This is a genomic window from Paenibacillus sp. FSL R10-2778, from assembly GCF_038593035.1.
GTDB lineage: Bacteria > Bacillota > Bacilli > Paenibacillales > Paenibacillaceae > Paenibacillus_AQ > Paenibacillus_AQ odorifer.
Genome location: NZ_CP151956.1, coordinates 5473612 through 5492120 on the forward strand (window position 1 = coordinate 5473612; position 18509 = coordinate 5492120).

An 18509-nucleotide genomic window follows, 5' to 3' on the forward strand; every position below is an offset into this window, starting at 1 on the left:
CCCTCAGCCATTAATAATGACTTTAGGACAGCTTTATCAAAGCTATTGCTTGTTCTGCATGACATGCTCAGCAGCTTCGCGGGCATAATCACTGAAGGTAGACAGCACACTGTTGTACTCTTCAATATCCTGAACACGAATCCCCTCATGAAGCTCTTTCCAAATATTTTCCGGCAATGAGGATTTCAGGGAACCCATATCCATTTGAAAAAAAGTCTTCAGTACCTTCTCCTGAACTGGCGGACCTTTAAACAAGGTCAAATTCCCAAACGCATCTACACCAATGTAAGCTTCATTTTTTATCATTGTCGATAAATCATTCACTTTTTGTTCCAGCCACAAATCCCCTTCTGAACTAATCCAACCGCTCCATTCAGGGTGTTCATTGATTATAGTCTTCAGCTGAAGCGGGTTCTTTACGCCCGGCAACGTCTGAATCTCTTCTCCGGACACATAGGTTGTTTTTAAATGAACGGTTCTGCTGAGCCCACTTTGGGTGATGGTTTGCAGCAGTTGTTCATTATTTAAAGTGCCCTTCTCTTTTGCCTCATCACTGTCCTCGCCTACTTTAAAGACAGCTGCGGCCAGCTCACTATCGGCACTATCCGCCCAGCTAGAATTCGTCAGCAGTCCACTGATTTCCTCAGGTACCTGCATACTGCGCCAAGCCAGTACAGTAAAAGCTATACAAGCAGCTCCTACCCAAAGCGCCTTTTTCCAACGTCTCCATCGCCGCCAAAGTTGTTTTTTTAAGCGAAACGCGTTCACGTTAATCCCTTCATTCTGGTTTTTCCCTATTGTGACCTAAGAAGGGAGCATTTATGCGCTTTTCTGTGAATAATCGACATTTCTCCAAAAATACAAGGTTGACCTTGCAGTATAGTTCAAGATTTATGGTATAAGTCTGGAAGGGGGATTCTGGGGAGAGGTTTCACATACCGGCCTTAGGTGATACCTATTTCATGACAATCGACCATTTCTTGCACCAAAGCTTTTGCTTCGCCAATAACTATTAGTTCTTAGTGCGCTATGCCATTGGATTGGGCGATGGCGTTTGGGATGGTGGCGATGTAGGCGTTCTGCGTTTGCGTGCTGGGGAATGCGTTCTGGTGCTGGGAGTATGTGTTCTGCGTTTGCGCGTTGTGCGGAGTGGATCTAAAACTAATTAGGGAAAAACTCCCTGAAAGTAGGAGAAATTTGCTCTAAATGAACGAAACCTTGGAATTCCTCCCTAATAAATAGGCTGTTTTCCTTATTTCCGGGGAATCAGACATAAAATTAGGGAGTTTTTCCTCAATTATATGCCTGACGACCAGAATCCTAAAGAATTTCAGGGAGAAATTCCCTAATCGCTCTATAAGAGTTTTACTTTTCGCTTCAATTGAAGCATAAGCTCATTCTTCACTTTTTGTTTCACCTAGGCCTCACTCGGTGTTCACTCGGTACTCACTCGGTACGCCACTTGAAGCATCATTTGTCATCAAATGCAGCTTCAGCTTCAAGTGTTAATTCCCTTTACCTTTGTTCAGCCCTTTCTTCGTATTAAAGTCACATTTAAGCGTTAGGAACCACCGGCAGCTTCACATGGCTCGGATACTCACGATTATGGTAAACAGTCTGCAGCACAGTAATCGCTTCTGAATCTTCATACGGATTACTGCCTGTATTTGTATTAGGGAAAGCAACGAATTTACTGGACGAAGTAATCGAGAACCGAATTCGGTGCCCCACAGCAAATCTATGAGCAATATTCGGCATGAAAATATCATATTTCTCCACCTGCCCGGGAATCAGCAGCTCAGGCGCTTCCAATCCATGACGGTATTTAGCTCTGACAATATAATTGGATAACCGGATAGAGTCCCCTTGTTCATTCACGTCACTAAGCGTAACAACCCAATCCGTATCTTTGCCAGTGCTGGCAGCATAGATAACCGCAGACAATTCTCCGGCCACAGTCAGCTCATCCGTCAGAATATCACTAGTGTAGACAAGAATATCATTGCGCAGCTCGTATTTTCGCAAATTCTCAGGCTCTCGTTCACCGCTATCATTCATAGGATCATGAGGATTATAGATATAAGTATCTTCAGGAGAATGTTCCTCAGGCGTTGCAAGCAGTTGCCCATCCCCTTGTCCTGAATTCGCTCGCCCGCCGCTGGAAAGGTAGAAGGAAGAAGTTGTGGCTTCAGCAGGTGTCCAATCCGCGGACGTTCTCCACTGATTTTCACCAACAACATAATAAGAGGCTCTAGGCTCCTGATCTATTCCATTTGGAATGCCTTTGAGGAAGCGGTCGAACCAGCGCAGCACAGAAACATCGTAATCATAGACTACGGCATCATTGCCGAAGCTCACGCCTTCGTAGTCTCTAGCTCTGTTCGGCCCGTGCTCCCAAGCGCCCAGACGGATTTTTCGATTTGGCACATCATGTTCTGTTAGCATTCTCCATGTTTCCGATACGCCGGCGCTGTCGCCGTCATACCAGCCTGAGATAACATACGTAGGCACCTGCACCTGATCACCGCGCTCGGTAAAAGTACAGTTTTTCCAGAAATCATCATACTCCGGATGCTGGCTCCACAGATCCCATGGACCTGATGTTTTGCCAATCATTTGCTGAGGGATCTCTTTAATCGGTCTTGCATCAACGGCTGCTTCCGGATTCACCGTAATGCCTCCAAAGATATCAAAATCCGTCCGAGTACCCACAGATTGAGCAAGAGTCCAAGAGAGCAATGGCCAAGAACAAAGGGTTCCCCCTTTGCGAACGGTATCAACAAATGGAGAGCCCACGTTCACTTCATCCACAACGGCCTTCAGATTCGGGTGCCCACTGGTGGCCGCCGCCACAACAACAAAACCTAGATAGGATGCGCCCCACATGCCGACGTTGCCATCCGACCATTCCTGAGCAATAATCCAGTCAATCGTATCATAACCGTCATCCCGTTCATTATAAAAAGGAATCAGTTCGCCTTCCGAATCCGCCCGACCTCTAACATCCTGCGATACTACTGCATAACCTTTATTGGCCCATCTCATAAAAATCTCTTTTTTTCCGTTGCGGTCATAACATGTTCTTACGAGAATTGTCGGCAGCTTAGTTCCCGGCTTAATACCCTCTGGTAAAAAAACATCTGTCGCCAGCTTCACCCCATCGCGCATCGGAATCAGATCAGTGCCCAGATCGTTCACCCCATATTCTGCCTTGGATAGAAGAGGATCGTCGTAGACCACTAAAGGAGTCAGCTTCTCATAACCTGCTTTAACCATAAGCTCAATACCATACCGATTCGGCGTTAAAAAAGCGATAATCTCCCCGTCCAAAGTCACAATGTCCAGAGCCGTCTCTTTGCGCAGCGCCCATACTTGTGAGGTCAGTTCGCGGCCTTCAATCTGCGCCTGATACTGGATATGCTTTTGATAGATATCGCCATTACTCAGCACTACCTCGTCTTCTGCCCATTCTGCTTTAGCATAAGCATCCAAATGTTTGTGGATTTTTTGAAGCGGGAGTACGGTCTTGAACTGTCCATCCAGCACATTGTCCTGCATTTGCGTTCTTCTGCGCGGATCGACCTTAGCTAGCATGATCTGTTGCTCTGTAAAATGAATTTTGCCTGTATAAACACCAGAAAAGTAGACGTTAAATGTAGATGTGTGTAAGTAGGTTGTCATCTGTTTATCCCCTATCCGCAAATTTCTTCAAATACACGCAGCCAGTTGCCGCCCATAATCTTAGCAATATCTGCATCCGCATAACCGCGGGCAACCAAACCTCTAGTAAAGTTAATAAAATAACTATATTTCTCAAGTCCAGCAATGGTTTCTGTAGAAGGACCGTCTCCTTTGGCGAATCCAAGCTTGGGTGCGATATGTTCTTTAAAATAAACCAATGACCAGAGCACATCGCTCATCGGCCAATCCGTTCCAATTCCGACATGATCCACGCCTACAAGCCGGATTACATATTCGATATGATCCAGCACATGGTCAATAGTTGTATGTTTAGGATCTTCATGAACAAACCAAGGCATAGCAAAAATACCAATAACTCCGCCTGTCTTGGCTATCGCGATTATCTCCTCATCACTTTTACAGCGCATATGCGGATAGATCGCCTCTACACCCGTATGTGAAGCAATCACCGGAGTTGTGGAATAAGCGCAGGCATCTAATGTAGTCTGTTTCCCGCAATGCCCCGTATCTACAATGATCCCCAGCTTGTTCAAGCGTGCAATGAATCTTTTCCCAAAATTAGTGACCCCGGCGTTCGATTGTTCTGCGCAGCCCGCCCCAATCTGGTTCTGATTGTTGTAGGTCAATTGTAGAATTCTTAATCCGAAGTTATAAAGTACATCTAATTGATCGAGATTCGTGCCCAGACCATCCGTTTCTTGTGCTGTGATAATGCCCGCTTTATAACCATTACGCTTGGCAGCACGTATGTCTTCGGCAGTTAAGGCTTTGATTAACCAATCTGCAGAATCGAATTGCAGCTGTACCTCTGCCATGCTTGTAATGATGCTGTCTAAGGATTCCAAATGAAGTTCGCGGTTCCCTGCTGTAATTCCGGACTTGTACCACTCTTCTTTATACTCAGGGATCTCTCCGCACGCAGATAGCTTTGTGATGATTTTTGCAGGCATACTGCTGTATACCATTGGCTCATCTTTATAAGGCTCACATAATTCTTTGATTCTGTCAGAGATAGAGTCTGGAATCGCGCTTGGAGATAAGGGACCTTGAAACAGCAGATCGATAATAATGTTCTGCTCATGCAAGCGTTTAGCCCGCTCCTCCTCTTGCTCCGTCAACTTGAAATCATACAGACCTTCATAAGTGCTCATCGTGTAGTCGCTCCTTAGAATGCAATTTCAGTGCCTTTATGTAATCTAACAGCTTCATGATATATAAAATTAGCTGCTGCTAAATCCTCTATGGCCAGCCCTAATCCTTTAAAAAGAGTAATGTCAGCTGCGGACCTTCTGCCCTCGATAGTGCCACTGATCAGCTCACCAATCTCCCCGACAATATGATCTGCTGTGATTTTGCCTTCGTTCAGCGGGATTAAATAATCCCCAGATTCATTCTGAGCGGATTCCAGCCGATCTACATATAACTTAGCTAATTGGACGGTCTCCGAATCCAGCTCACGGTCATTTGGTCTACATGCGCCAACAGCATTGATATGTACACCCGGTTTCAGCCATTCTCCCTTGAGCACAGGTTCGGTGGATGCTGTCACGGTACAAATGATATCCGCTGCGCTGACTGCCGCTTGAACTGTCTCCGCAACAATGATCTGCACATCATATTTTTGGCTCATCTCTATTTGGAAATCCTGTGCCTTTGCCAGCTTCCTGCTCCATACTTTTATCTCACGGATGGGTCGAACTCGCAACATCGCTTCCAGATGACTTTTTGCTTGTTCCCCAGTTCCAAGAAGAGCAAGGATCTCAGCATCCTCTCTGGCCAGATATCGGGTTGCTGCTGCACTGACTGCCGCCGTACGAATGGCTGTAATCTTTTGTCCATCCACTATAGCCTTCAGAACACCCGTAGATGAATCGAATAGGGTAACAAGACCTTGATGAGAAGGCAGGCCTGAACCATGATTGCTGGGAAATACACTGATGATTTTGGCACCAGCCACCTCTTCATGCTGCAAATAACCCGGCATTAAGCCGAGCAGATTACTCTTTTGTAAAGGAAGCACTTGTCTTAAGCTTTGTACGGCTTGTCCAGCGGAAAGAGCCTTCAAAACAGATTCCATAACGGAGATGCAAGATTCCATAGCTAACAGTTCGGCCACTTCATTTTGATTAATGACTAGCATAAGACGGACCTCCTTCTCCTCATCATGATTGCACGAACGCGAATATAAAATTTTTCTTACTATCATAACTTATCCGGTTTAAATATTCATGTATAAAGCTGGAAAGCAAAATTTGTCCTGACCCGAGTTATTCTCTATACTTAATATAGTACGTATTATATTTTAAGGAGCTGACTATTGATTATGGCTAATAAAATAACTTTAGGAAAAACCAATCTGCAGGTTCTCCCGCTGGGTCTGGGTGCCAATGCTGTTGGCGGGCATAATTTATTTCCGGGTTTAAATGATGAAACCGGCAGAAATATTGTGCGCAGCGCTCTGGATCATGGGATTAATTTTATTGATTCCGCCTTTATTTATGGACCAGGAAGATCCGAGGAACTGATTGGCGAAGTGCTGAAGGAAAGAGGCGGCCGCGACAATGTGGTCATTGCTACTAAAGGCGCTCACGTGATTACCGGTGACAAGATTACACTCGACAACTCTCCAGCTTTTCTAAGACAGTCTGTAGAAGACAGCTTGAAACGCCTCCAGACCGATTATATTGATCTTTACTATATTCATTTCCCTGATGAAAGCACACCCAAGGACGAAGCTGTAGGTGAACTTAAGAAGCTGAAGGATGAAGGAAAGATTAGAGCCATCGGGGTGTCTAACTTCTCCATTGATCAGCTGAAAGAAGCCAACAAAGATGGTCATGTGGATGTTCTTCAATCCCACTACAATCTGCTGCATCGTGATGCGGAACAAGATTTGCTGCCTTATACGCAGGAGCATGGCATTTCTTTCGTGCCCTATTTCCCACTTGCGTCGGGTCTGCTGGGCGGCAAATATAAGCAAGGCGATACATTCAGCGACATTAGAAAAAATGACCCGCTATTTCAAGGGGAGACCTTTGCCAAGAACCTGGAGAAGGTGGACAAGGTTCGTCAGATTGCCAATGCCAAAGGGGTCGAAGTCGCACATGTCGTACTTGCCTGGTATTTGACCGTACCTTCCATCGATGCGCTTATTCCGGGCGCCAAACGTCCTGAGCAGATCGTTTCCAACTTAGAGACGCTGAAGGTGCAGCTAACACCAGAAGAGATCAAAACTATAGATTCCATATTTAAGGCGTAATCTAGCCTCATTAGATTAAGGGGTTGTCCCATGGCCACGAAATGGCTGCTGGGGCAGCCCCTTTTCTGCTTTGGTTCATCGGATGATTCGGGTTAGATAGTTCGATTGCCATGATTCGTAAGATTCGTCATTCGTTCGTTTTATTTCCTTCGTACGTTCGTTCGATCGACCTATCACAGCTCCCCGCACAATGCCCTATCGGACACAGTTGACCCGTAACGCAGCATTATTGCACATTTGGAATTCCAACGGACCTCATAGCCTCTATTGGCACAAAATACACCTAATATGAACCTTTTTCTATGCAATAACGTCTCTGGGGTCCGAAACCCTGCTGAAAAGGCGATAAATTTGCATATAACGTCATCTGGGTCCGTAAGCGGCAGCGGATGGCAGTCGATCGTAGTGGAGAGCAGTCATTCTTCTCCAATATCCTAAATTCTTTGTATTAGTAAATATTGTTTGCTATACTTTCTCTGAAGTAACATTGGACTTTAATTTTTATAAAAAGGGGAATTCCTTGATGATTATTCAACCTAAAACTCGCGGATTTATATGTACAACAGCCCATCCAGAGGGATGCGCCAAACAAATACAACAACAAATTGAATATGTAAAAGCACAAAAGAAAATTGAGGGACCTGCTAATGTACTAGTCATTGGCGCTTCTACCGGATACGGACTAGCTTCCAGAATTTCAGCCGCTTTTGGTGCGGGCGCCAACACCATTGGTGTTTTCTTTGATAAAGCTGCTGAAGGTCAACGTACAGCTTCTGCTGGCTGGTACAACTCCGCAGCGTTTGAACAACAAGCAGCGCAGCTTGGACTTAAATCTCACAGCATAGTTGGCGATGCCTTCTCCGATGCTATCAAAGAGAAGACCATTGAATTGATTAAAGCTGAATATGGCTCAGTTGATTTAGTTGTCTATAGTGTCGCTTCACCACGCCGCACTCATCCGGTAACAGGAGAAACCTTCTCCTCCGTCATTAAACCGGTGGGAACCGCTTATACGAACAAAACCTTGAACTTCCACACAGGTGAAGTTTCCATGACCACTATTGAGCCTGCCTCAGAAGAGGAAGTACGTCAGACCATCGCAGTTATGGGCGGCGAAGACTGGAGAATGTGGATCGATCAGCTTCAAGCAGCTGGTGTGCTTGCTGATGGAGCTACAACCGTTGCTTACTCCTACATCGGGCCTGAAATCACTCACCCTATCTATCGCGACGGAACGATTGGTCAAGCCAAACATGATCTGGAACAAACAGCGATCCAACTGAATGATCGCCTGTCCACTCAAGGTGGACGTGCTTTTGTTTCCGTGAACAAAGCTCTGGTAACCCAATCCAGCTCCGCGATTCCTGTAGTCCCTCTTTATATCTCTGCATTGTATGAAGTAATGAAGGAAAAAGGGCTGCACGAGAACTGTATTGAACAAATGTACCGTTTATTCTCTGAGCATCTTTACAGTGGGGGCGAAGCTACTGCTGACGGAGGCTGCTTGATCCGAATTGATGACTGGGAAATGCGTGAGGATGTTCAGACTGAGGTTATGAAACGTTGGGACGAGCTGACAACCGACAATGCAGGTGAGCTTGCTGATCTTGAAGGCTACCGCCAAGATTTCTTTAACCTGTTTGGTTTTAGAACAGAGGGTGTAGACTACGAAGCTGACATTGATCCTAATGTCGACATTCCAAATATGTATTAATAACTGATCTATAGACAAATGAGGTTATCTCTGAAGTAGTGAATTCTACTGTTGAGATAACCTCTTTCTCTTTTAGATAGACATTGGCTTACCTCCCCTCTTTATGATATGGTTTGATTGAATACTGCATGTTCTACTAACATTCGAAGGAGTGAGTCACTTTTGGTTAAAAAAATTAGTGTAGCAAACGGCGCACTTGAGGTGTCACAAATTTCGCTTGGCTGTATGCGGATTGCTGATTTATCTGCAAAAGAAGCAGATACACATGTACATAGTGCCCTCGAGCTCGGAATAGACTTTTTTGACCACGCCGACATCTACGCAGCTGGCAAAGCCGAAGAAGTATTCGCAGGTGTACTGGAGAACAATCCGGGTATGCGTGATAAAATGATGATCCAAACCAAATGCGGAATCCGCAACGGTTTTTTTGATTTCTCCAAGGAACATATCCTGCAATCCGTGGAAGGCAGCCTTAAGCGCTTGAAAACAGACTATATCGACGTCCTACTGCTTCACCGTCCTGATACGCTATTCGAGCCAGAAGAAGTCGCTGAGGCTTTTGATATTCTGGAAAGCAAAGGTATGGTCAAACACTTTGGTGTCAGCAATCAGAACCCGTTGCAAATCGAGCTGCTTAAGAAAAATGTAAAGCAACCGCTGCTGTTCAACCAGCTGCAATTGAGCATTATGGTCACTGGCATGATTGATACAGGTTTCAATGTGAATATGACTAACTCCGGTTCAGTTGTTCATGATGGCGGGATTTTGGAGTACAGTCGCCTGCATGACATGACCATTCAGCCTTGGTCGCCTTTCCAATATGGCTTCTTTGAGGGCGTATTCTTAGATAACGATAAGTTCCCTGAATTGAACGAGGTCATTAACCGCTTAGCAGCTGAAAAAGACGTAACCAATACAGCTATTGCCATCGCATGGATTCTTAGACATCCGGCAAATATGCAGCCTGTCGTTGGCACAACTAATACGCAGCGCTTGCGTGATATTGCCAAAGCTTCCGATATTACTCTCACTCGGCAAGAATGGTATGAAATCTACCGTGCTGCCGGCAATGTCCTTCCATAAACACCTAAAGCCACGAGGTACGTTATTAACGTACGCCGTGGCTTTTTTACCAGAGAGCGATTCAATCCTCACGTTCTAGTAAAACTAGATAGACAGCGTCAAGATATTCGTATACTCACAAAAAGAACACAAAAAATAATAACTACTACCGAAATACTTAAGATCATAGTTGTTCTTTTGTTATCCTTTTTCATAATCCATCCTTCCTTTCTATAGATGCACATCTCTCTTTTCAAAAGAAACTAAAGCAACGCTCAAGCAAACTCCTATGATTACAACAGGGATTAGGATCATACGAACACCCTCGTTTAAGGTATATATTTCATGTGAATTTACAGCAGAGAATTTAAAAATTTGCGTCGTTAGCGTATTTTCAGAAACCATTCGCAGATATACATATGATGAGTCTTTAAGATAACCACTGAGCAGAAAATCGCCAAATACAAAAACAAACGTGGCAATAACAGCGGTAGCCGATTTTTTCATCAATACTCCTAACAACAGCACGACAGCGGAATAAGCTGCGAGATACAAAATATTGAATCCAATAGCCCCCATAGCAACGATAAACTTCCCCTCTAAGCTTTCATTTCCGATATGGGAACCCGTAACAAGCGCTGCCAGCATATACAATACATAAAAAAGACCAAAAAATTGAATTACCCACCATAATACCACTTTTAATTCGGTCAGATATTTTCCCAGTAAATATAATGACCTGCTCTGACCCGAAGCGATAATGGTTTGAACCGACCCATACTCAAATCCCTCGGTAGCAAAAAAACAAACGTAAATCGGGATGATAAAATACAGAAAAAAAGATAACTGAATGCTAGTGATTAAAGGCTCTAAAGGACCATCTATATCAAATCCTACTTGTACCCCCATCCAAACCAGTAATAAGGCACTTCCAAACAGCAAAAGAAGACTTATCCCCTTGAACATGGGATCCTTGGTTACATAATAAGCTTCAGCCTCAAGAAAATTCCTCATTCGTTACCTCCAGCAATTAGATCCATATAATAGTTCTCAAGATTTGGAGCCGACAGGTTAATCCCTTCAATATGGATGCCCCGCTGTAGAAAAAAAGACATCAGCTCTTCCAGATTTGTACTCTCTTTAGGAATTTGAATTTCTCCAGCTTCGCTGATCGTAATGGTTTCTAGTTGGAGTTCACTTTTCAAAATCTGAAGTGTCGCTGCGGGATCAGCCGTTCGAATACAGATCTTTGTTTCCGCCGTATGCAAGAGTTCCTCCGCAGAAGCTTCTTTGATTAACCTTCCTTTATGAATAAAACCGTATTGGGTCGCAAGTAGCTGCAACTCACTTAAAATATGACTGGATATTAGTATAGTCACTCCTTGCTCTTTGGATAGCTTCTCCAGGATTTTTCGCACTTCTACAATGCCTGACGGATCAAGACCATTAATAGGCTCGTCCAATACCAGAAATTTGGGATCGTTAAGTAGAGCAATAGCCAGACCTAAACGTTGTTTCATCCCAAGGGAGTATTCTGAGGTTAGCTTAGAACCGGCATCTGCCAGAGAAACTGCCTGCAATACTTCCGCAATTCTGCTCTTATCCTTAATCCCAAACGCACGGCAATAAAACGTAAGATTTTGCTTCGCATTTAGATTAGGATAAAGCGCTGGCCTTTCAATTAGAAATCCAACCTTTCGCCTCGCCTCGTGAACAGCTTTTGTGTCCTTTTTTTCAAAAAGAGAGATTTCGCCATGTGTCGGATGTACCAATCCGCCTATTATCTTCATTAATGTAGTTTTACCTGCCCCATTTTCGCCAACAAACCCATAAATATCTCCTACCCCAATCGTCATATAGACATCCTGAAGCGCAAAAGACTCTCCGTATTGTTTGCTTAAACCTTTGGCCTCAAAGATCGTTTGAGTCAAATCAAACACTCCTCTTTTCACTTTTCCACATCCTAACATGTTGCCATGAACTCTACATTCAAACTGTAACAATCAAGTTAGTTAATGTAATTATTAAGAAGGATTTGTATAATGTGACTTATATGGTCGACAAATTCCCGGATATTTTGGACAATTCTTGTCGAAAGGAATGATAAAGTGATACGTATTGCTGTCTGTGATGATGACTTTCCCACTACTGAATTAATAGAGAGACTTATTCTGGAGACTCAAAGGAATTTCACAAGGAAAATAGAGGTGTCGATCTTTTATTCCGGAGAAAGCTTCACTAAGGCCATTCAAGAGGCCTGCGCGTTTGATATTATTTTTATGGACATTGAAATGGCGGATATGGATGGAATAAAAGCTGGGTATGTACTGCGGGGAAATGATGAAAATGATCTAGTGCAGCTTATCTATGTCTCTAGTCATGATGAATATCATCTGCAACTCTTCGATGTTCAGCCCTCGGGATTTATAAAGAAGCCTATCGATTCAGAGATATTTAAGCAAAAACTGATTTCTACGATTGAAAAAGTAATTCGCAAGCTGCAGCAAGGCAAAAAAAACTTCTTATCACTACAGCAAAAAGGAAAAGAAATTCTAATCCCCTATCGAAATATCATCTATCTGGAAAGCAACCGGCGGAGAATTATTCTTTATTCCTGCAAGGATCAACATGACTACTACAGTACACTAAACGAGGAAGAGCAGAAGCTTCCTGTGAGCGATTTTGTCCGAATCCATCAATCCTACATCGTTAACTTTTACTTTATTAAAGAAATCAGTAACCAGGGAGTAATTCTCCTTAATGGCGAAGCCTTACCCATTAGTGCAAAATACAGTGCCGATTTTAAGAAAAAATATCTGAAATTCAGGGGGAGTCTTGTTGGATAATATCTTTCTGGAGGAGTTATTCTATCTAGTAACGCTTCCACTTTTACCTATCATCATTCATTACTTCTACAGCCATTGTTTCGTTAGCCGACTTACCACCAAAGCCAATCTTGTTATCGTGTACTCTCTATATTTCCTCTGTATTGTCTTTCTGCACTATAGCTCACTGCCAGGCTCAATCCTACTCACACTCAATATTGGCCTGATTGCTCTCTTATCTTTTTTTTACAATGGAAATATCAAATGGCGGATCGTTGCCGCTCTTTTTCTGGTTGCGCTTATTACGCTTAGTGAGTTATCACTACCCCTATTTTACTCGACAAAGGGATATATTCTGAACCAGTTTCTTTCCAAGCTGCTGATGTTTATATTAGCTTTTGTATCCGTGCGCGTAGCTAAAGCCTTTGGAAATGGCGGGTTATCTAAATGGTATTGGGTTCTATTATTTATTTGCCCTTCTATAAGCACACTAGGGATCTACAGCTTCGCATCCAGCCTTTATATGCAGTCCTTCCCTACCCTTGTTCCAATCCTATCCACAGGACTACTCATTATAAATTTATTGATATTTATCTTATGTGACCGTATGTTAGTTATCCAATCTGCGCAGAACCAAAGTTATTTACTTGAGCAACAAAATGCTTACTATGTAAATCAATATCTTTTGACAAAAGAAATACAGGAAGAATCTTTTAAGTTCCAGCATGATATTAAAAATATTCTCATAGGTTTACGCGCAAAGGTACAATCCGGTGAAGCTGCCAATCTAAATGAGTTGGACAACTTACTGGGGCAAATAGACAATCCAATAGGCGTTAGCAATAGCGGGAATACGATTATTGATTCCATTATCAACTACAAGCAGCAGGTCGCTGAGAAGCATCAGATCCCCTTCAAGTTAGACTTGAACATCCCTGTACAGCTGACGCTCGACACCACAGTTATCAGTGTGATTTTAGGAAATGCACTGGACAATGCCATTGAAGCTTGTTGCGATAAAAGAAATGAAGAGTGCTATATAACCATACATATGCATTATCTTAACGAAAGCTTGTTCATCCGGATTCAGAATCCTTATGTGAATGAAATTCATACGAATCGTTTTGGCGACATCTGCTCCACAAAAACTAATAAATCCGGTCATGGTATAGGCTTAAAAAGTATCCAGAAGGTCGTAGAGGATAGTAATGGCTTAGTAGATATTTCATATAACAATAATCTATTTCAAGTCGAAATTGTTCTTTTTATGGTCCCCTGTAAAAAAAGGATTTAGAAGCTTATCATAAGCTTCATCATAAACCCAAGTGATTCCTTCATCTTTACTGGTAAGATATATAGTTCCTGCCACACCGGTATCTTGATCAATTAACGAGATAGGGAACAGTCCTTCCTTTCTATTAAAGATAGGAGAAAGGGGATTTTTTTTATATTTATCAAACTTTTCTGGAATTTAATAAGCTCTGAAAATGAAAAAGGTCTATAAAATCGCTTATTAAGCAATTTTATAGACCTTTTTAGTATACCGGTGAGAGGAATGGAACCTATCGGTATTTATTTTGAACGCATCAATAGATATAGGAAGTAAGGCACACTCAGCATTGTTACAATAATTCCTGCGGGAATATCTGACTTAAAGCTGACCGTTCGAGCAATCGTATCCGCTACAAGCAGCAATAGCGCACCAATAAGCGCTGAAGTAGGTAGAAGCACTTTGTAGTCGTGACCTACCAGCTTGCGAGCCACATGCGGACTAATCAATCCAATAAAGAAGATCGAGCCCCCGAGCGCTACACAGCCAGAAGCTATGCCTACAGCCGCAATTGCCAAGCGCAAAAATTTCTTCTTTACAGCAACACCTAATCCTATCGAAATTTCGTTGCCTAGCACCAAGACGTTCAATGTCCTGAAATTAGAAAGAATATATGCGAATAGCAGCAATACCCAAGGTGCCAACAAGCTGATATAAGACCACTTGTCACCCCATAAATATCCTGCTTGCCAACGCTGCGCAAACTCATACTTCTGGTCATCAAGCTTTAAAGTCAGGAATAGCGATAGCGCACTAAACCCCATATTGATCGCAACACCAGTCAAGACAAGTCGTGTAGAAGAAATCATACGACGTTTTCTATAGGCTAGAACATAGATCAGAGCTGCTGCCAGCAGACCACCTAAGAATGCCATAGACGGCAGTAATAATGTTATAGCGGCGCCTTGAATGCTTACCGTTGAGATAATCAGCAACACCATAAGACCTGAACCTGAGCTAATACCAAGCATGCCGGGATCAGCCAGATCATTGCGCAGCAAAGCCTGCATAACTGCACCTGCCAGTGCCATCCCAAATCCAACAAGTATCGCTAATACGATCCGGGGAAGACGAAACTTATAAACAACGAGATTATGCTCCTCTGGACCTTGTCCAAGCAATACTTGAAATACTTCAAGTGGATTGAGGGACACCTTTCCCATATTAAGACTAAGAATAGCTCCTGCAATAAGCAGTATTAAAAGAGATAGAATCCATATTGTAGCCTTATGCGATTTAACAACATTCATTTGAAGGCTCTCCTCTCTTTGCTCGCAATTAGCAAGAAGAAAGGAACACCAATCATTGCAAAAATAATGCCCAGTGCTGTCTCTGCCGGACGATTAATCAGCCTTCCTGCGATATCCGCTACAACCATAAGTGCGCCGCCGTAAATGGCTGATGCCGGAATAATATAACGATAATCTACACCTACAAAAAAACGCATAATATGCGGAATAATCAACCCTACAAAGCCGATTGGCCCTACAAGTGCAACAGCTACACCCGCTAGTAAAAGGACCGCAAGCGTAGCTATCATCTTAACGAGAACGATCCGTTGCCCGAAGCCTTTCGCAATCTCTTCCCCCAAGTTTAAAACAGTGATAGAGCGTGCAATGAATAGTGACAAAGCCAGTCCACCTAAGAACCAAGGTATAACTAGCCTAATTTCCACCCATGTTGCTCCAGCCACACTACCCGAAGTCCAATAAGCAAGGGCACGACCAATTCCATAGTTTAATGAGATAAATGACCCCACAGCTCCAAATAGCATTGTAATTGATATTCCAGCTAGCACCAGTCGTTGAGGTGTCATTCCTGAACGATTCAATGAAGCGGCAAGATACGTTAATCCTGCTCCAAGTCCTGCGCCAATAAAGCTAACCAGCAAGGTTGTTGTCTGCAGTTGTCCTGGAAGAAAAACCAGTGTAACGGCCATTGAAAGTGCTGCTCCTGCATTTACTCCCATTAATCCGGAATCTGCTAAGGGATTTCGCGTATAGCCCTGCATAACCGCTCCTGCTACCGCGAGACACATACCTGCAATAATATCAGCTGCTGTACGCGGAATACGAAGGGCATGAATAATCTGATGCTCGGTCAGTTCAGGATCAAAATTAAAAATCGCTGTCCATGCCATCTTCAGGCTCATAGAAGCAGAGCCAAATGAGATAGAAGCTGCTACTGAAAGCAGCAGCAGCAGTATCCCTAGGAGTAGAAACAGACCGAAATACGATTTCCCTCTTAAATCAGGGATAACGGTTGTTCTATCATCTAGCTTTCTATTTTTTTTCATACGCTGACACTAGCTTCTCAACTACAAAATCTAGCTGCTTATCAAGAGAGTAGATATCGGAATAATATGAAAAATCAAACCCAATTTCGATCAATCTACCTTCTTTAATTGCTGGAATGCTGTTCCAAATTGGATTGTCCGACAAATCATCAGCCCCATCCCATACAGAGCGGAACACGAAGTCTCCTATATACTCAGGTAACACCTCTAAGGAAACAAACCCTCCAGTAGCCTTCTCTCTGCCATCAATCTTTTTCTGAAGAATCTCTGGTGCTTTTAGCCCTAAATATTCATAAATGATCTGAGAGCCCCTTCCATAAAGCTTGCTATCGATCACCGCCATCTCTTTTTTGCCGCCTTCGATAATGGTTACTGTCTTATCCAAAATTCCAAGTTCATCAAGCTGCTGCTTGCTCTTCTCCAACTTCTCGTGGAAATTATCTAATAGAGCTTGTGCCTCCTGCTCCTTGCCAAATACCTCGCCAATCTTCATTACACGTTCATCCGTCGCCATTTTTTCATAAGGAATTGGAACGGTCGGTGCAATATCCTTAAGGATTTCGTAAGTTTCTTCAGAAGCAGCTATGATCAAGTCCGGCTTTACTGCCATAATAGCCTCTGGATTAGGCTCATACCATGAACCTAGATCTTCAATCCCCCCCAGCTCTTCTGCAAAGGCCGCTCCTTCAAAGACACTCGAAGTCCCTACTGGCTTAATGCCGAGGGCCACAAGATCCCCTTGAAGGTATAACACGACAACCCTCTTTGGATTAGCTGGAACAACAATATCTCCCTTTATTGTAGAGATAGTTCTTGTCTGAGCCTCCTTAATGGCATTGTCAGCTGCAGTTGAATTATTTGCTGGTGATGATGTAACTTCAGAAGCTTTGGATCCATTAGAATTTGTGGCATTAGAACCAACACTTGCAGATCCACATGCACTTAATAGCAAGGTAAAGCTAAGCAGCATCGCTACAATAAAACTTGACGTCTTTGTTAATCTCATAGGTGAAGACCCTCCGGTTATTTCATTATGGTAATAGTAATGATAATGATTATCATACTCAATAACATTATATCGGGAGGATATGTGCTCGCCAATGGAGAATTTGGCGGTGGTAAATGGACGATTGTCCGATGAGCTCACCTGCCTGCTTTCCTTGCGGAACCGGATGGGAGATTGACCATTGTATTTACTGAACATGCGACTGAAGTAATATACATCGTTATATCCAACTTCTTCTGCAATATCGCGAAGTGGAGCATCGGTACATCGTAATAGCTCTTCTGCATGTTTAAGCCGGAATCGTATCAAGTATTCAATCAAGCTGAACCCCGTCTCCCCTTTAAAACGCGTTGATAAATGACGAGGGCTGTAATTAAATTGCTCCGCTATAGATTCTAGTGATAAATTATGACGATAATGCTCCTCAATATAACGGACAACCTGCCCAATGACATCCGGTTGCCTGAGGTTAATTCCATCCTTTGTGAACTGCTTTAATAACTCATGTATAAACTGATAGAACAAGCCTTTAACTTGAATTCTTTCCAATTGGCTTCCTTGTGCCCAAAGTTGTTCCATTGCCATTAGTTGATAGTGCAGTGGTAATGGCTCCAAAGACTCGAAGCTATACTGCATCCGAAATGGATTGCTGCGTTCTAAAAGTCTTGCTAAATCCTTTCTTCCTGGCAAGGAGGCTCTATAGAATAATAAATAGTATTCAAACAACTTCCCTGTCTCTATACTTAGTCTCATGCCCTTGCCACCATGCACAATAAAGTGACGGTCTGCGTCGTAATCTATGCCGTTGAGATTCAAGCTGGCCGTACCCCGCACACAGTAGATAAATCCACATGCTGGTAATACATAGCCTTGCAGCTTGTCCCCAGGCTTCATCACAGCATGTCGAATATCAAGTACTTTAACAGCGGCATAATTCCATGCGAAAATATGATCTTCCAGCCTCATCTTTGCAATACACTCCGATCTGCTCCACAATCTATTTGAATTAATTATATTTCACAATAAATGATAATGATTATCAATTAGTATTAGATAGTTCCTCTATTTTGTCAATCGCTGTTTAGTATCATGATTGCTTATAGCTTTCGAAATGGAGCTTCCTCAGGAATGCCTCTATCTCATTCACATATCCGCTTACATTAATCTTCCTCAGTACAACTAAGTACAATTTCTTATTCACACTTGAAGGATGTATCAAAAGTTTTCCGGCACAGACATGAACGGAATTGTAAAAAAACAAACAAAAAAGTTCATCAGATATAGTATCTAATGAACTTTGAGTTGATTTAGTTGG

The 18509-nt window shown here is 43.0% G+C and carries 14 protein-coding genes; 5 read left to right on the forward strand and 9 right to left on the reverse strand.

Annotation, left to right across the window (positions count from 1 at the left end; all coding sequences use genetic code 11):
- Positions 1-42: 42 nt before the first annotated feature.
- The 4 genes from NST40_RS24630 to NST40_RS24645 all read right to left on the reverse strand — a co-directional run bounded on the left by NST40_RS24630 (position 43) and on the right by NST40_RS24645 (position 5842).
- On the reverse strand, positions 43-768 hold the full coding sequence (locus tag NST40_RS24630; protein WP_076130403.1) for a BofC C-terminal domain-containing protein: 726 nt from the start codon (positions 766-768) through the stop codon (positions 43-45).
- A gap of 786 nt (positions 769-1554) precedes the next feature.
- Positions 1555-3681, reverse strand: a complete 2127-nt coding sequence (locus NST40_RS24635) for a CocE/NonD family hydrolase (protein ID WP_076277214.1) — start codon at positions 3679-3681, stop codon at positions 1555-1557.
- A gap of 11 nt (positions 3682-3692) precedes the next feature.
- Positions 3693-4853 (reverse strand): membrane dipeptidase, encoded by a 1161-nt coding sequence (locus tag NST40_RS24640; RefSeq protein ID WP_076277213.1) that lies wholly within the window; start codon positions 4851-4853, stop codon positions 3693-3695.
- A gap of 14 nt (positions 4854-4867) precedes the next feature.
- A complete protein-coding gene (locus NST40_RS24645; RefSeq protein WP_076220086.1) occupies positions 4868-5842 on the reverse strand; it encodes an ornithine cyclodeaminase family protein in 975 nt (324 codons plus the stop codon).
- 183 nt (positions 5843-6025) lie between these two features.
- Between NST40_RS24645 and NST40_RS24650 the strand changes: the two genes are divergently transcribed.
- From NST40_RS24650 to NST40_RS24660, 3 genes are all read left to right on the forward strand, one after another.
- Positions 6026-6961: an aldo/keto reductase gene (locus NST40_RS24650; RefSeq protein ID WP_076185518.1), complete on the forward strand. Its 936-nt coding sequence runs from the start codon at positions 6026-6028 to the stop codon at positions 6959-6961.
- 523 nt (positions 6962-7484) lie between these two features.
- Positions 7485-8675, forward strand: a complete 1191-nt coding sequence (gene fabV / locus NST40_RS24655; RefSeq protein ID WP_341003640.1) for an enoyl-ACP reductase FabV — start codon at positions 7485-7487, stop codon at positions 8673-8675.
- Positions 8676-8837: 162 nt separating this feature from the next.
- Positions 8838-9758, forward strand: a complete 921-nt coding sequence (locus NST40_RS24660; protein ID WP_038573011.1) for an aldo/keto reductase — start codon at positions 8838-8840, stop codon at positions 9756-9758.
- 210 nt (positions 9759-9968) lie between these two features.
- Here the strand turns inward: NST40_RS24660 and NST40_RS24665 are convergent, their stop codons facing one another.
- Together NST40_RS24665 and NST40_RS24670 are read right to left on the reverse strand one after the other, a co-directional pair.
- Positions 9969-10751 (reverse strand): hypothetical protein, encoded by a 783-nt coding sequence (locus NST40_RS24665; protein WP_076219804.1) that lies wholly within the window; start codon positions 10749-10751, stop codon positions 9969-9971.
- A complete protein-coding gene (locus tag NST40_RS24670) occupies positions 10748-11689 on the reverse strand; it encodes an ABC transporter ATP-binding protein (protein ID WP_179087026.1) in 942 nt (313 codons plus the stop codon). Before NST40_RS24670 ends, NST40_RS24665 begins: the two co-directional genes overlap by 4 nt.
- 156 nt (positions 11690-11845) lie before the next feature.
- Here NST40_RS24670 and NST40_RS24675 point away from each other — a divergent pair, with 156 nt between their 5' ends.
- On the forward strand, positions 11846-12583 hold the full coding sequence (locus NST40_RS24675; protein WP_076219805.1) for a LytTR family DNA-binding domain-containing protein: 738 nt from the start codon (positions 11846-11848) through the stop codon (positions 12581-12583).
- Positions 12576-13856, forward strand: a complete 1281-nt coding sequence (locus NST40_RS24680; protein ID WP_076193191.1) for a sensor histidine kinase — start codon at positions 12576-12578, stop codon at positions 13854-13856. Before NST40_RS24675 ends, NST40_RS24680 begins: the two co-directional genes overlap by 8 nt.
- A 278-nt stretch (positions 13857-14134) precedes the next feature.
- Here NST40_RS24680 and NST40_RS24685 read toward each other — a convergent pair whose 3' ends face one another.
- Genes NST40_RS24685 through NST40_RS24695 form a run of 3 tightly spaced genes read right to left on the reverse strand, consistent with a single transcriptional unit; the run spans position 14135 to position 18160 of the window.
- Complete coding sequence (locus NST40_RS24685) at positions 14135-15142, reverse strand: iron ABC transporter permease (RefSeq protein ID WP_076098983.1); 1008 nt, start codon at positions 15140-15142, stop codon at positions 14135-14137.
- Positions 15139-16188, reverse strand: a complete 1050-nt coding sequence (locus NST40_RS24690) for an iron ABC transporter permease (RefSeq protein ID WP_081387548.1) — start codon at positions 16186-16188, stop codon at positions 15139-15141. The genes NST40_RS24685 and NST40_RS24690 overlap by 4 nt, the downstream gene beginning before the upstream one ends.
- Positions 16175-18160 (reverse strand): AraC family transcriptional regulator, encoded by a 1986-nt coding sequence (locus NST40_RS24695; RefSeq protein WP_076219807.1) that lies wholly within the window; start codon positions 18158-18160, stop codon positions 16175-16177. Before NST40_RS24695 ends, NST40_RS24690 begins: the two co-directional genes overlap by 14 nt.
- Between the last annotated feature and the right edge of the window lie 349 nt (positions 18161-18509).